The 16,043-nt window shown below is 40.8% G+C and carries 5 protein-coding genes and 4 tRNA genes; all 9 read right to left on the bottom strand.

The features are described 5' to 3' along the window. Nucleotides 1–22 precede the first annotated feature (22 nt). The 9 genes from NAG76_08540 to NAG76_08500 all read right to left on the bottom strand — a co-directional run bounded on the left by NAG76_08540 (nt 23) and on the right by NAG76_08500 (nt 16,033). Nucleotides 23–709, bottom strand: coding sequence for a zf-HC2 domain-containing protein (locus NAG76_08540; GenBank protein ID URN96244.1), 687 nt, complete (start codon nt 707–709; stop codon nt 23–25). Between the two features lie 91 nt (nt 710–800). Beyond that, nucleotides 801–1,367, bottom strand: a complete 567-nt coding sequence (gene sigW / locus NAG76_08535; protein ID URN96243.1) for an RNA polymerase sigma factor SigW — start codon at nt 1,365–1,367, stop codon at nt 801–803. Between the two features lie 126 nt (nt 1,368–1,493). After that, nucleotides 1,494–2,552, bottom strand: a complete 1,059-nt coding sequence (locus NAG76_08530; GenBank protein ID URN96242.1) for a trypsin-like peptidase domain-containing protein — start codon at nt 2,550–2,552, stop codon at nt 1,494–1,496. Between the two features lie 243 nt (nt 2,553–2,795). Then, a complete protein-coding gene (ppc, locus tag NAG76_08525; protein ID URN96241.1) occupies nt 2,796–5,600 on the bottom strand; it encodes a phosphoenolpyruvate carboxylase in 2,805 nt (934 codons plus the stop codon). 575 nt (nt 5,601–6,175) lie between these two features. Further along, nucleotides 6,176–6,249: transfer RNA gene (locus NAG76_08520), tRNA-Gly, on the bottom strand. Between the two features lie 9 nt (nt 6,250–6,258). Further along, nucleotides 6,259–6,335: transfer RNA gene (locus NAG76_08515), tRNA-Pro, on the bottom strand. 9 nt (nt 6,336–6,344) lie between these two features. After that, a tRNA-Arg gene (locus NAG76_08510) sits at nt 6,345–6,421 on the bottom strand. Nucleotides 6,422–6,427: 6 nt separating this feature from the next. Further along, nucleotides 6,428–6,502: transfer RNA gene (locus NAG76_08505), tRNA-Gly, on the bottom strand. 273 nt (nt 6,503–6,775) lie between these two features. Beyond that, a complete protein-coding gene (locus tag NAG76_08500; GenBank protein ID URN96240.1) occupies nt 6,776–16,033 on the bottom strand; it encodes a carbohydrate binding domain-containing protein in 9,258 nt (3,085 codons plus the stop codon). Nucleotides 16,034–16,043: the final 10 nt, after the last annotated feature.

The raw sequence follows: 16,043 nt of genomic DNA, 5'->3' as shown, positions 1-16,043 counted from the left end.
GAAAAGGGAAGCTTTTTGTAGATTATTGCGGAATCGCCCCAGAAATTGATGAGGTCACTTTGTACCATATCCAATCTAAAGCTTGGTCAATGATTTTACTTTGACCTGCAATATGACCAGTTGAGGCAAGCACCATCTTTCCATCGATTACAGTAACATTTCCATCTACAGCACCCTTCACCTCAACTATACCATTTTCGACCACCAAATCTCCAGTCAACTTACTACCCTCTGGTACTATTACTGTATTTCCGTTAATGACAATGTACTGTAAATCTTCTTGCGAACCCGATATTATGAGTTTATTATCCTGATCCCATGATGCAAAGACACTAATAAACATCACTACTATAAACATAGCAGCAGCCGTTAAGCCAGGATATCGGTATAACCAACGGACGAATCTCGCATTGGATCTTGTTTGTTGTTTAGTCGGTAGTTGTGCGAGAATAGAAGATTTGAGATCTGCTATATCACGTTCACTTCTTGCCGTATTCATGACCGGAGCATGCATCGCAAACTGCGTCATCGCGTCCGTTTTCTCAAGCTGTTCATATTGTTGCTTACAGCCCTCACAGTTATTCATGTGAGCTTCTAATTGCTTAAATTGATCTATATCAAGCTCACCGTCTAAGTATAGATGAATAGCTTGAATCGCAACTTTACATTCCATAGCAGCCAGCCCTACTTTCTTAGTTCTTTCGATCATGTCTTACACTACTTTTTCACTACGTTCTATTAGACATACGTTTCATCAAAATTAACGTTTCAAAAGAATATTACCTAATTATTCTAATGATTTATAATTTGTGCTCCAACTTTTTGCGAAGAAACTCACGGCCTCGATGGACCCTAGTTTTAATTGTCGTAACAGGCATGTCTAAAATATCCCCTACTTCTTGCAAGGAGAGTTCATGAATATAGCGAAGTATCATAACCGACTTATATTTGGGCGGCAACGTATCAATCGCTTGATGAATAATTTGTTGTGTTTCAGAAATTAGCAATTCTGATTCTGGCGTACGATTATCGCTAGGAATCATTGAATAACCATCCAAACCTTCATAATCAGAAGATTCTGCATCCAGAGAGTAGACCGGCTTACGTTTTCTTAACCGATCGATACTTAAATTAGTTGCAATGCGGTAAATCCATGTAGAAAATTTCATCGTAACATCATAACGCTCAAGATTATTGTATACACGAAGGAAAGTATCCTGAACAACATCCTCTGCTTCTTGACGATTGTTCAACATACGATATGCCATATGATATAACTTCTCTTGATACAGCTCTACAAGCTCAGCAAAAGCAGCCTGATCGCCCTTTAATGCCAACTTAACGAGCTGGCTCTCTAATAGATTCACTCCACTATTCCTCCAAACGTCTCTTGGTACGTCTGCACTTTTCTTTACTATTTTATCCTAAAACATGAAAAGATTCGAGCATTCTCTGCTCGAATCGAATTTTTTTATCTAAAATGGCTGTTAACACTATATTACAAGCCCATTTATATACTCTGCAATGATGTTAGATGGAATCGCAAATCCTATTCCTTGAGCCTCAGAATTGACTGCTGTGTTCATCCCAATAACTTGACCAGCTTCATTCAATAATGGTCCACCAGAGTTACCTGGGTTAATAGAAGCATCGGTTTGTAGCATATGCTCATATACTTGAGCCTCGCCTGCTTCATTCTGAATCGTAATCGGTCTTTCTTTAGCGCTTATAACCCCCATCGTCAATGTAGAGTCGTAGCCAAGTGGATTTCCGATAGCTAGAACCCATTGTCCAATGGCTAGTTCATCAGAATTAGCTAATGATAACGCCGGGAGAGGTGCTCCATCAGGCGATTCAACCTTCAACACAGCGATATCAAGCTCTTTACTGCTACCAACAACTGTCGCATTCATTGGCTCGTCATAACCATCAATAGATACTTTAACTAGCTTAGCACCAGAGATAACATGCTCATTCGTTACAATATATCCTGAGGCATCCACAATAAAGCCTGTCCCAGAACCACTTAATTGTAAACTAGCTTCATCAAAATTTTCATCTTCTGTTTGAGAATCTGACTCATAATTATCTCCACGTTGATTCGGCGAGCTCTGATCCTCTCTACCTTGTGGATACTGATTACCGGACATACCACCGAAATATTGCCACATGCGCGGATCATCGAACATGCTAGACATTTCTGGCTCTGTATAGTTTTCGATCTTTACTACCGAAGGAGATGTTTCGGCGTATACATCTGAAGTACTACCGTTAGATGTCGATTTAGATGCTGTAACTAATCCAGCATCACCGAAGCTTGTACTACCTGTATTCGTACCAGCTTGGTTAGCAATGTAACTAACTCCAGTGAATAAATTCATACGATCAGCAGTGTAAGCCAAACCTCCGATCATCAACGCCCCTGCAAGGAAAGCAGCTATATAAGTTTTTACGCCTTTACCATTCTTTTTCTTATTTATTTTCTTTTTCTCGACGATCGGCGGTAATTGATCAACCTCTTTATAATAAGCTTCAAATTGATTGTTTTCCATAGTGAAAGTTCCTCCCGTATCCTTAATCTAGTATTTCTCTTGATTGGATATTTTTATTGTGAGGGTTTCACCTTAAAGCAATCTTAATGTAACTATAAAGTAGCATAAAGATTGTATGGCAAATCAGAGAGTATTGTATCGACTATACAGCGGTTCTAGAATTATAAAAAAAAGGGGATCATCCCTTTGTCATTTTTGCAATGACTTTTAGGACATCCCCTTACATTTATATAAGATATACTATTAACCAGTATTACGAAGGCCTGCAGCAATTCCGTTAATCGTAAGCAATACTTCACGAAGTAACTCTTGATCGTCTCCATCTTCAGCGCGGATGGCACGAAGCTCAGCAAGCAATTGTACTTGTAGGTAGCTAAGTGGATCAACATACGGATTACGCAAACGAATAGATTCTTGAATAACCGGAACATTATCCAAAATTTCCGTTTGATTCGTAATTTTCAAGATAAGATCAGAAGTCAATTTGTACTCCTGTTCTACTTGAGTGAAGATGCGATCACGAATCGTGTCGTCAGTAATCATACTAGCATATAGCTTAGCGATAGACATATCTGCTTTCGCAAGTGCCATTTGTAAGTTGTCGATTAGGCTGCGGAAGAACGGGAATTTCTCGTACATTGTTTTCAATGTAGCTAATTTATTCTCGTCATCGCCAAGATATTCAGCGATAGCAGTACCGGCAGCATACCATGCAGGTAATAAATAACGACTTTGCGTCCAAGAGAATACCCAAGGAATTGCACGCAAATCTTCAAAACGATCACTATTTTTACGCTTAGATGGACGAGAACCGATGTTCAGTTCACCAACCTCGTTAAGCGGTGTTGATTCTTTGAAGAAGGTTAAGAAATCAGGGTCTCTAAAGATTAGGTCCTGATACTTATGCAATGCTGTTTCAGAGATTGAAGCAGAAATTTCTTCCCACTCAGCTTCCACACTTGGAGCTTGCTCTGGGTATTTAGCAAGACGAGCAGCTGTTATAAGCGCCCAAGTCGCTTGCTCTAAGCTACGGTAAGCAATACCTTGCAAGGAATAACGTGAAGATAGAACTTCACCTTGTTCAGTAATCTTAATACCAGCACCTACAGTATGAGGTGGTTGAGCAAGAATACTACGGTTAAGTGGCATACCACCACGTCCTAGCGCACCGCCACGACCATGGAAGAATTTCAACTTAACATCATATTCAGTACCAGTAGCAGTAATATTGTTAAGTGCTACACGAAGCTCCCAGTTTGCAGTAACCGCACCACCATCTTTGTTACTATCAGAGTAACCAAGCATAATCTCATGCATGTTACCACAAGCTTCAACAGCTTTACGATACAATGGAATTTCGAATAATTGCTTCATAATGCCAGGTGCTGCATGAAGATCGTCGATCGTCTCAAATAATGGCACAGCTTGAAGCGTACAAACTGTTGTACCATCATCTTCCACGCGGTACAAACCAACTTCTTTGGCAAATACCATTACTTCTAACATATCACTAGCTGCCTCAGCCATACTGATCAAGTAACTAGAAATACAGTTTTGACCGAATTCCTTCTGAGCTTTCGCAACAACTTCATAGACATTCAAACATTCACGAGTTGAAGCTGAATATTCCTGGTGGTGAGATGTTAATGGACGTTGATCCTCTAACAATTTCACCAGCAATGCTATTTTATCGTCTTCAGACAATGCGCTGTAATCAGCCTCAATACCAAGCTTAGCTAATACTTCAGTCATCGCATTTTCATGCTCTTGACTATGTTGACGAATATCAAGCGTCATAAGATGGAAACCGAACAACTCAACTTGACGACATAACTTCGCAAGGTAAGTATCAGCGAAGTAATCCGCATAATGACTACGCAAGCTACGGTCAATAATTTTTAGATCAGCCATTAACTCATCAGGAGTTACATAGTAGGAATTAGGTTCAGCTTCGTTAGGATCCACTGTGTTCTCTAATTTCTCTAGCATATAACTAATTTTCACACGGTATGGTTCCGTAGGATTTCTCCATGGATCAATATGTGCAAGTTCAACTTGTGCTTGATCTTTAGCAATAGATGCAAGAAGCTCATCTGTTACTTGAACAAGATTTGTGCTGAAGCTTAGCATTTCAATCATGCCACGAAGTTGCTCTTCGTATTTACGAACGGCAAGGGAACGATGAAGATTCAACGATTGCCAAGTCACATCAGATGTTACAGATGGGTTACCGTCGCGGTCTCCACCAATCCATGAACCAAAACGCAAGTAACTAGGTACATGCCACTTTTGTTCTGGATAATATTTAACAAGACATCTTTCTAGCTCTTCATATACGCTAGGAAGTACGTCAAATAGTGTTTCATCGAAATAGAATAGTCCGTTTTTAACTTCATCAAGTACCGTTGGCTTACGATCGCGAAGCTCATCTGTTTGCCATAGAATAAGTACTTCATTCAATAGTTTCTCAGTAAGTTTTTCACGCTCACGATAAGTTAAAGTAGGGTTGTCTAGCTCCATGACATCATCAGCGATACGCTTATGAATATCAAGTACAGCACGACGAGTTGCTTCTGTTGGATGTGCAGTCATGACAAGTTCTAAGGAAATACCCGCTAACATTTCTTCAACATCAGCTGTAGATGCATTGCGATCCTTTAGTACTTTAATTGCACTTTCAATAGATCCATTTTGAACTTCTTCACCAGCCAAAAACTCATAATCACGTTTTCTACGAATACGGTGGTTTTGTTCAGCGATATTAACTAATTGGAAATAAATTGCGAAAGCACGAATTACCTGATGACGTTTCTCTGAACTTAAGGACGAAATAGTCGCCTTTACTTGTCCAAACAATTCAGGGTCAAAATGAGCACGAAGTGATTTACTTTGTTCTCGAATTTGCTCCACAAGCTCTAAAAGCTCACGTCCGCCTTGATGAACAAGTACTTCACCGAGTATATTGCCTAAGTAACGGACATCACGTCTAAGCAAGTTATTAGATTGCGTCCGATTAGTCGCTGTTGATGTTACAGTTTGATCCGACATACTCTTCCTCCTACAGATCTGTATAGCAAACTCACAAACCATGCTTAATAAATTATCTATAAATCATATTCGTAAGATTACTCTCAGTTAATTACAAAAACATTATTATTATTATACATCAAAATGCAACTAGATTGAAACCTTTACGACATAATTAATCTAAAAAAAAGCTTGTTTTAACCTATATTTGATATAGAAAACGCTTAATTAACGAACACTTGAACATGTCAATAAGTACAAAAGAATTTATTATTCTCTTATTGCGTTCAATTCGCAAATTACTCTTCGATTTTCGGCAATAGTTATAGTATTGCAAAATAAATTCACTTATGTTATCTGGATTTTCAGTGACAATAATACTAAAGAAGTACATCTCAACTTGGACTAAAATTTATGCTAATAGCTCACTTTTAACAATAGTATGTAAAGAATAGTAGTTAATTATTGTAAATAACAAGACATCATTCATTTAGAATTTTGTATCACAAAATTTTCAGCTTATTAATATTAATATTAATACATGTAGAAAAACACAAAAAAAGACTTTGATTTCTCAAAGTCTGTCTGTTATGGTATGGAGCGGGCGATGGGAATCGAACCCACGCTATTAGCTTGGAAGGCTAAAGTTCTACCATTGAACTACGCCCGCTTATTAAAATGGTCGGGATGACACGATTTGAACATGCGACCCCCTGGTCCCAAACCAGGTGCTCTACCAAGCTGAGCTACATCCCGTAATGAAAATGGCGCGGCCTAAGAGATTCGAACTCCTGGCCTTTTGATTCGTAGTCAAACGCTCTATCCAGCTGAGCTAAGGCCGCGCAATATGGAGCGGAAGACGGGAATCGAACCCGCGACCCTCGCCTTGGCAAGGCGATGCTCTACCGCTGAGCCACTTCCGCACAACTTAATTACTTGTTGTGTTTCGCCGTTTGTTATCGCGGCGACAAGTAATAATATATCACCTTTGAAAATGAAATGCAAGTGTTTATTACGAAAAAATCAAAAAAAGTTTTTTACCCTATAATCCCTCACAAAACTGCATATTTATGGTTTTATATCGTTTACTACTATAATTAGTATGACTTATAGAGAATTCCTCAGTAGTTTACAATTCTACTGAGGAATTTTCTCACACTTTAGTCTATCAATGATTCAGTCTTTACTTCCTATAATTAATAAGCTTGCACTTCGTAGATCGAATATCCATAAGGTAGCGCACGCTCCGTACCCGTAATGCGAATATATTTCGCTGAAGTACTAGTAAAGTTAATCGTATCCTGGAGTCCATTATAGCTATTAATCTGCGCTACTTCCTGCCAAGTCATTCCGTCTGAAGATAGTTCTACAATATACTTCGATGCTCTAGCTGCCTCCCAATAGATAACTAGCTGACTTATTACTGACTCTGATGCCAGCTCTAATTCAACCCATTGAGGATCAACTAAATGCTCGCTCTCCCAGCGTGTTTGTAGGTTGCCATCCGTAATAACTGTTGCACTTGCAGAGTGAGAGGAAGCTGTAACCTGGGCTCCCAAGGCTACATTGATCGGACTTACATGGACGCTAACTGTAACGTCACGATAGCCATCTGCTACAATTGTAATGGTGATATCCCCAGATGGTACATGGGTAGCAGGTATCGATATCGAAGATGAAGTCATTACTGCATCAGCCATTATCTCTTCATCATTAAGTAGAATGCTAGTTATTGCATCCACATATAAAGGAGAATCTGTAAATTGTAATGTAATCGCATCACCTGCAGTATAGCTTGTTTTTGTTGGTGTCAATACCGGCGCTAGCTTAAGTCCACTTGGATCATGAGGATAGATCTCGAAGCTCCATAATGAGTAGCTATATTGTGTTCCACGCTCCGAACCAACTAGGCGTACATATCTCGCCTCTGTAGCGTTGAACAATATTTCATCTACTCCGCCATCTCCTTGCGTAGTAGAGAACAATGGAGCCCACTCTAAGCCATCTAGAGATCCCTCAATGATGTAAGACTTGCCATATGCCCCTTCCCAATAAAGCATGATTCGACCAAGCTCGAAGCTTTCGCCAAGATCCGCTGTGATCGATTGCGGATCACTAGCATCTGAAATCCATCGCGTCCCCGGATTATTATCGAACGCAGCACTTGCATCACCACTTGATGCAGAGGCATTAATACCTATCGCTAAGTTCTTATCTGGTGGAATTCGGTCGATCGACTGCAACATAGTTGCTTCTTCATAATGCAACGCATCTACTGTAATTACATATTCGCCAGAAGCAGGGAACAGATGCCCCTTAAGCAAAATACCACCAGGCTTAATCTCATAATCAGTTCCTCTTGTCAGAAGCTGACTATTAACTGTGACCGACAATATACTATTACGATAGTGCTCATCATCGGCAAAGCTAATCGTGATCGGCTGTTTCACGAATGTATCTGTGGAATCAGCTTGCAGTACTGGAGCCGTTAAGTCCTCCTGCATATACGTTGCATCATATGGATAGATCGCAAATTCATATAATGAATATCCGTACGGTGTACCACGCTCAACCCCTGTTAGACGAACATATCTTGCCTCATTAGGTGTGACATAGATATCATCTACTCCTCCGTCCCCATGTGATGTACTGAAGACAGTCGTCCAGTTCGATCCATCCAATGAAGTTTCAATTAAATATCCTTTACCATATGCTCCTTCCCAGTTCAGCTTAATATGATCAATCATATAGTTCTTCTTCAGATCTACTGCAATATGCTGCGAATCCGTCTGGGCACTTTCCCAGCGCGTAGACATGTTTCCATCAAAAGCTGCTGCTGCAATGCCACTCGACGAAGAATATGTCCCTGTTAATGCAAGGTTTTGCACTGCATTATTCAAGCTCGGTACACTCTCTCTCGTCTCCGCTAGCATAATATCATCAAGTACAATCTGATGCGCTCCTACCGCTGATGATATTCTACCTAGTATAAAGTTAAGTTTTCCGTCATTTCTACTCATCGCATCCATCGTGAAATCAATCGTATACTGCGTTAGCTTATCGTTAAGGGCTACCGTTTGAAGCATGTATTGTGGATACCCTCCATCGATTTCAACCGCTACATTAATATCTCGAGTTAGCGTTGAGCTTGCCTTGAACGTTAGTCGATATGATTTCCCTTGTTGCAATACTATTGGTTGCTGATTCAATTGCACACTCCAAAATTGACTGCCCTCATTTTGAATATCTACTTTTAATGCTTGATCGCTAGCACTCAATGTTGCTCTTGCTGAGCCAGCCCAATCTTCTGTGCCTACCCATAGTGTCCAATCGTCAATGGTGTTATTAGCAAGTTGACCATTTTGCACAAGTTGTGGTGCAAGCTCTAACCAATCAACACTTACATATTGACCATGAACAATGACTGGATATGTGCCTGCTTCTAGCTCTAATGCAACTGTAGCGACTGCCCATTTCTCCGTGCCATGTGTGTTCGGTATATCCAGCTCATAGGTTGTATCTCCTACTTGAACCGTTAATGCCCGATCACTCTGGTACGCTGATAGCTTCATAGAAAGCATATATAGCCCTGACTCAGAAATTTGCAGTTGCCCAGCTAATTGCCCTGACAATCCTCCGAATGCGACATATTGTCCAGACTGATCATTCTTCAGAGCAATCGCTGCATCCCCAGTAACAGCCATACCTTCCGCTTCTACCAACAAACTAATTGGCGGGAAATATTGCTTTAAGCTCACGGCATCAATACTCACAGCATATGCATTGCCACCCAGTAAAAAATGTAATGCGCCATTCAAGGTTGATCCCTGCTCCATTTGGAACTGATAAGTGTAACTATTCCATTGCTCATTTAACGCTACGACATGCGTCGTAATTGCTGTTGATTGCGGTAACAATTTGTCCTTGAATTGTACCGTCATATTTCTTGCTTGTTCTGACTTCGCATCAAACTTCAGCTCATACCATTGACCTTCCACCAGTGGAATATTACGCTGCTCCAACATTACTTCATCAGCATGTTGCCCAGCATCACTAATCTGAACGTTCACGCTTCTCTCATATACTCGCGGATTAACACTAGCTGTAGCCGCTGTCGCTGCACTATGATAGAAATTCCAATAAGACATGAATTTTGTACCCAGTTCAAAATTACCATTGTAAATATAGTTGCCATCTGCAAGTGGATTTCGCTCGACGACTACATCTTCACTCACTTCTTTAAAGACAACATCATCGATCCACACATCTCCGGTTGCCCCACCCATATTAAGTTCTAATCGAGCACCATGATGAGTATTTGATAACATTTTGAAAGTTAATTGATACGTCCCAGGTTCAGCTGTTAATGCTACTATTCCTCTACCATAATCCGTCCATCCGCCTTCTCCACCTTGGCTGAGCTTTATTTCCATATTACGATTATTTGATGCCTTAGCCTTGAAGGTTAATGTATACGTCTTATCCATTTCTAATGTTAGTGGTCTTTGAATAAGCTGAACAGCATACGTTGCACTGCCGCCATTCGTTGTATTCACTTTCATCCAGCCATTATCATAAGCTGCCGTTGCTGCTGCATTAAAATCAGCTCCGTTATTGAAGGTCCAATAAGCAGAATTGTCTACCCCTGCAATTCCTGGCGCTTTATCTGTACCTACTGAGAAATCACCATTGTAAATATAATTACCATCTGCAAGCGGAGCCCGACCTTCACCAATAGATGCACTTGTATCTCTTGGACCTGGTCGCTTGTACTCAACAGTACGATAATCTTCCTCATCCATCTGATATACTTTCACATAATCGACCTGCATCTGTTGCGGGAACACAGTGGATGCATCAGGCTTACCTGGCCATGTTCCTCCGACTGCTACATTAAGTTGCATGTAGAAATCACGATCGAAAGGAGCCGGATACGTGAATACATCAGGATTGTTATTATCGATTGCGAACCAATCATTTTGCACCGCAAACAAAATACCATCTACATAAAATCTTAGCTCACCTGGCTCCCATTCTGTCGTAAATGTGTGGAAATCATCCGCGAAAGATTGTCCACCTGGCAATGTGTAGCTGTATCCTGTACTAGCATGTTCTACACCATAGTGAAGTGTACCATGAACAACTCCTGGCTCATGTCCAAGCGCCTCCATAATATCAATTTCACCTGATGCTGGCCATGTGCCATACACATTCATATCTTCTGGCATCATCCATATCGCAGGCCATAACCCTTGACCAATTGGTAACTTCGCACGAACCTCGAACTTACCGTACGTCCAGCTAGCTTTTCCTGAGGATTCAAGCTTAGCCGACGTATAGGAATGTCCACTATAATTTTCTTTGAGCGCTTGAATGATTAACTTCCCATCTTCAACCCGTGCGTTATCGGTATTGTTTGTGTAATATTGTAATTCTTGATTACCATATCCACCGCCGCCTTGCACAAAGTTCCAATTGCTTTGATTAATAGACGTTCCATCAAATTCATCTTCCCATACCTTATGCCATTCCTTCATCATCACTTGTGAAGATTGTAGCTCAAGCAATGTGAATGACTGAACCCGTTGATTACTATCTACTTCATATAGTGCTACATAGCGATTAATGTCTGAATCGACACCTGAGATATTGGATCCAGCTACATATGGATTCAATACTGTGCTACCTGTAGGTGCAATAGCACCAATACTCGGCGTAGCAATTGGCGTACTAGATACTTTGGTAACTAGACGATTACCTGCACCAGCTACTGCTGTTACTTGAGTAGTGCTATGAGCATTACCAGGCTCAATCTTCTGCACGGGTAGTAACGCTACAGGATTTGTAACCGAAATTGGCTTAATATCTTGCTCGGTCAGTATCTTTTGGGCAAAACGAGTAACGATGCCAGCACCATCTACTTCATACAATGCAATATGTTTATTTTGGTTCGCATCCACACCAGCAATATCAGAACCACTAGTGTACGGTGAGATCGCGCCCGCTACTTCAGGAACTGTGCTCTCCTTACTTGGTACAGACTGCGAATGGCTTGCCGTAATGACAACAAAAGAATGACCAGCTGCTGGGGTTGCTTGAATAGCCGTCGTTCCTTCCTGCTGTCCTTGTGTAAATGTGAACGGTATACTATCTACTTTAATACTCTCAACAAGTTGCACGTCATCAATCCACACCTGATGCTGACCTATTGCCGCAGCTTGACCAATATTTCCTAACTGAAACACAAGTGAACCAAGATCGCTCGCTGCCGACATCTCAAAATCAAAGGAATACACGTTATTTTGCTTAGATAATTGAATTTGCTGATCGTTCAACAATCTTGCATTATAACTATTTTCAATTCCTACACTTATCGTTCTTGGTGCAGAAGATCTAGCTTTAAAGGAAAGGGTATAGAACTTCCCATTTTCCAGTGCAATGCCCGATTGCTTCGTTAGTATACTCCAACTTTGACCACCAACCGATGAGATATCCAATCGAAGCTGTGCATTATCATTACTGATGGAAGCCCCTGCTTCTGTCCAGAACTCCCAGCTATTAAGATCATCCATGAAACTACCATTACGAATAAGATTGTTAGCTTTTTCGGTTTCAAGTGACATTCCTTCAGGAATGATAGCAAACCAATCAAGATCAATTGTACCTGCATTATTATGAGCTACCAGTTCTAACAACTGCAGGCCCGCTTCAATCGTCAATGGTTCGGAATAGACGGTCTGCCATTGCCCATGACTATTCGCAATTTCAATGTCATGTTCTCCGACGGAAATAGTTGATTCCGCATTATTGCGCACACGGAAAGCAAGCTCGTATTGTCCAGTCTGCTCAAATTGCAACATATAGCTAAGTTTTGCAGCTGAAGTCAGTTTCATAAAACGACTGATTCCCTCATTAGCTAGCGTTGCAGACTGATTATACGTATATTGCTCAGCCTGTAACACAACCGGATCTTTCACCGTATACACCGTTAATTTTTCTAAACGCACATTATCGAGTGTAACTGTACTTGGTGTACCTCCAACGAAAAATTGCAGTGTAAGCTCTCTACACTCAACAACATCAAATTCAAAATGCTGCTGTTGCTTACTCCAACTACTACTTAATTGAAGTGGACCCGTTTCCAAATATACTTCATTGCGCTTACTATCAAGTAGTTTCACTTCAATTGCTCGACTTACTGAAGATTTGGCATCAAACGATAATACATAATGCCCAGGTTTCTGCAAATAAATATGTTCTTGTTGCAAGCTAAGTTCTTCTAATTGACTATTACTCTCAATATCAAGCTTAGCTTCTTTATGCGCAACAGATTTTCCAACTGTAGCTTGCCCTTCAGCATTACCTTTTTGCACCCATTTCCAATATCCTAATGATGCTAATCCTTGATTGAATGCGCCATTGTATATATAATTCCCATTTGCAAGTGGGTCTCTGTTACTCTCTTCCTCTGCCTCGATTTCTACTAGTTTTATATTATCGAACCATACATCGCCAGTTGCACCACCTACATTAAATTCAATTCGAGCAGTTGGATGCGTATTAGATTGCATAGTGAAGTCAAACTGATTCGTATTCCATGTTGAATCAAGTGCAAATCCTGATACAGCATAATCTGTCCAGCCACCTTCACCGCCACTACTCAACTTCACTTCAATATTTCGGGCAACAGAAGCTTTCGCATCAAATGTTAAGCGATAGCGTTGACCCATCTTGAGAGGTACGGGGTGCTGAATCAACTGTGTCGAATACGTTGCGTTCCCGCTACTAGTCACTGATAACTTCATCGCATCTTGATCATTGACTATTTTCGCTGCTCCATTGTCACCTACTCGCAGACTCCAATAGCTACTATTAGTAACACCTTCTATCCCTGCATGATCATTACTCGTTGCATTGAATTGTCCATTGTAAATATAATTGCCATCCGCAAGCGGCGGCTTTCCTTGAGTATTACCGCTTTGATCGCGTTGACCTGGTCTACTATCTGATGCCTCACGGTATGCATATGGAGCACTTCGTTCGTAAACCTTTACATAATCAACGAGCATCTGTTGTGGGAACGATGTACTAGCATCAGGTGAACCAGGCCATGTTCCTCCAACTGCTACATTAAGCTGCATGTAGAAATTACGATCAAATGGTGCCGGGTACGTAAAGTCTGTTGGTTGCCCGCTCCCTAATGAATACCAATCATTTTGAACACCAAATAACTTGCCATCTACATACCAACGAATCTCACCTGGTTCCCATTCCGTCGTAAAGGTATGGAAATCGTCAGCAAAGCTTTCCCCATTAGGTAATTGATAGCTATTACCTGTACTCGTATGCGGAGTACCATAATGAAGTGTGCCGTGTACCGTATTCATATCGTTACCAACTAATTCCATGATGTCTATTTCGCCAGAAGCAGGCCATGTATCATATAGCTCCATATCCTCTGGCATCATCCATATTGCTGGCCAAAGCCCTTGACCTTCTGGCAATTTGGCACGAATCTCATACTTTCCATAAGTCCAGCTAGCCTTACCTTCAGTCGTTAATTTGGCGGAAGTATAGTTCATGCCATTATAAGCTTCCTCTTTAGCTTGAATAACTAGATTACCCTCTTCAATTCGCGCATTATCTTCTCTTGACGTATAGAATTGAAGCTCATTATTACCGAATCCATCACCTTGCTCGACAAAATTCCATTTATCCGTATCGATCGCTGGATCTGTGAATTCATCTTGCCATACTAAGTTCCAACCTGATGGAGCAATCATTTCTTCTGTCAATTCAATAACTTGCAGCTCTACAATATGATGCTCTGCATTCAACCAATAAACATAAATAAATTTATTAATCTCTTCATCTACACCAGAAATATTAGTGCCGCTTACATAAGGATTAATAACAGTACCACCTGTAGGAGCGCGATCACCAATGTTATACTGCTTTGTTCCATCATAGGAAACAAGTACTGCTAAGTGCAGGCCAACGTTATTATTCGCTGTAATCTGAGTCGTACCAGATACCGTCCCCTTTACCGCTTCTGCTTTCAATGGGATTTGTACCGGCGGAATATAAGGCCCAGTATTACCAGTAAGTGCACCTATTACATTATTACCTACAGCTAGAATAACCTTATTATAACTAACTCCACTCGCCGCATTATCTACATTACCGAACTGTGTATTACTACCGAATAGCGAGCTCCCTCTAGCCTGCTGACCAATAATCAATGATGTTAGTCTACTTTGTTCAGCTAGCGTTAGAATAAACGGTTGATTAAGTTCAAATTTCTCTATTTTTCCTTGAATATTAATATTGACCGGAGTTGTAGCTACTGGCCCTGCAAGCAACGAATCAATATAATTATTGGTTGCTATTTGTTGAAATACACCGGTAAAGACGAGGTTATGACCACTCGATAAACCTGGCGCAAGCCATACTTGATCCAAGTTACCTTCACCAGCAGTGCTAGCAGTATTATCTAGCTCCACACTACCATTCACCCATACAGTTCCAGTTACTGTAGACCCTTCTGCAATAATCTTTACATCATATTGTCTGTTCACAACAATAATATCTTGTAACTGAGCATTACGGAGTGTAATCCCACCCTCTCCGCCTTGCACGATTAGACGACCAGTAATCGTAACATTGTCGAGTAGTATGCTCCCTAGTGCAACCCCCTCAGCTATATACAAATCGCCTTCTATAACAACATCATGAAGTTCTACACTTCCAGCTTGAATAACTACATTTCCTGTTAAGTGTTGATTCTTCATTACGCTTCCTTCACCCGTAATAAGATTAGGTACAACGCGGCTTAACATTGTCACTAGCTCTGCTCTCGTTATTCCTGCTGTAGCGCGGAATGAGCCATCCTCGTAGCCTTGAATAAAACCTAGTGATGACCACTTTTGTACAGCTTCCTGTGCAAAGGAATGAATAAGATTACGATCATTAAAACTTAATTCAATACGATTAGAAGCAAGTAACATGAACACTCGATCTAAGAGTACGATACATTCTTCGCGAGTAACGCTCTGATTCGGTCTTGCTGTTCCATCTGTATAACCTTGCATATAACCAACTTCAACTGCTAGTTGAATAGCGTCGCTATACCACTCATCAGCGGAAACATCATTAAAAGCTACAGCCGGCTGCGCTCCCGCTTGATTGATGGATGAAAATCCAAATATCCGATTAATAATGGTAACTAGCTCAGCTCTAGTCAACTTTCCATCAGGTAAAAGGTTACCTGCCTGATCTCCTTCTATAATTCCAAGCATGCGCCATTTCTCCAATGTTTCGGCTGCCCAATGTCGCGGAGTTTCTCCACTCGTTAATTGGCCAGCACCATAAGCAACATTAGCAGGTGTAAGTATCGGATAAAACATCGTTAGTATTAAAGAAAAAATCGTTAACATTATGACTGACTTTCTCACTTTTATCTCT

This window comes from Candidatus Pristimantibacillus lignocellulolyticus (genome assembly GCA_023639215.1).
Taxonomy (GTDB): domain Bacteria; phylum Bacillota; class Bacilli; order Paenibacillales; family Paenibacillaceae; genus Pristimantibacillus; species Pristimantibacillus lignocellulolyticus.
Note: the sequence above shows the minus strand (reverse complement) of the source record. Positions and strands in the feature narration are given on the sequence as shown.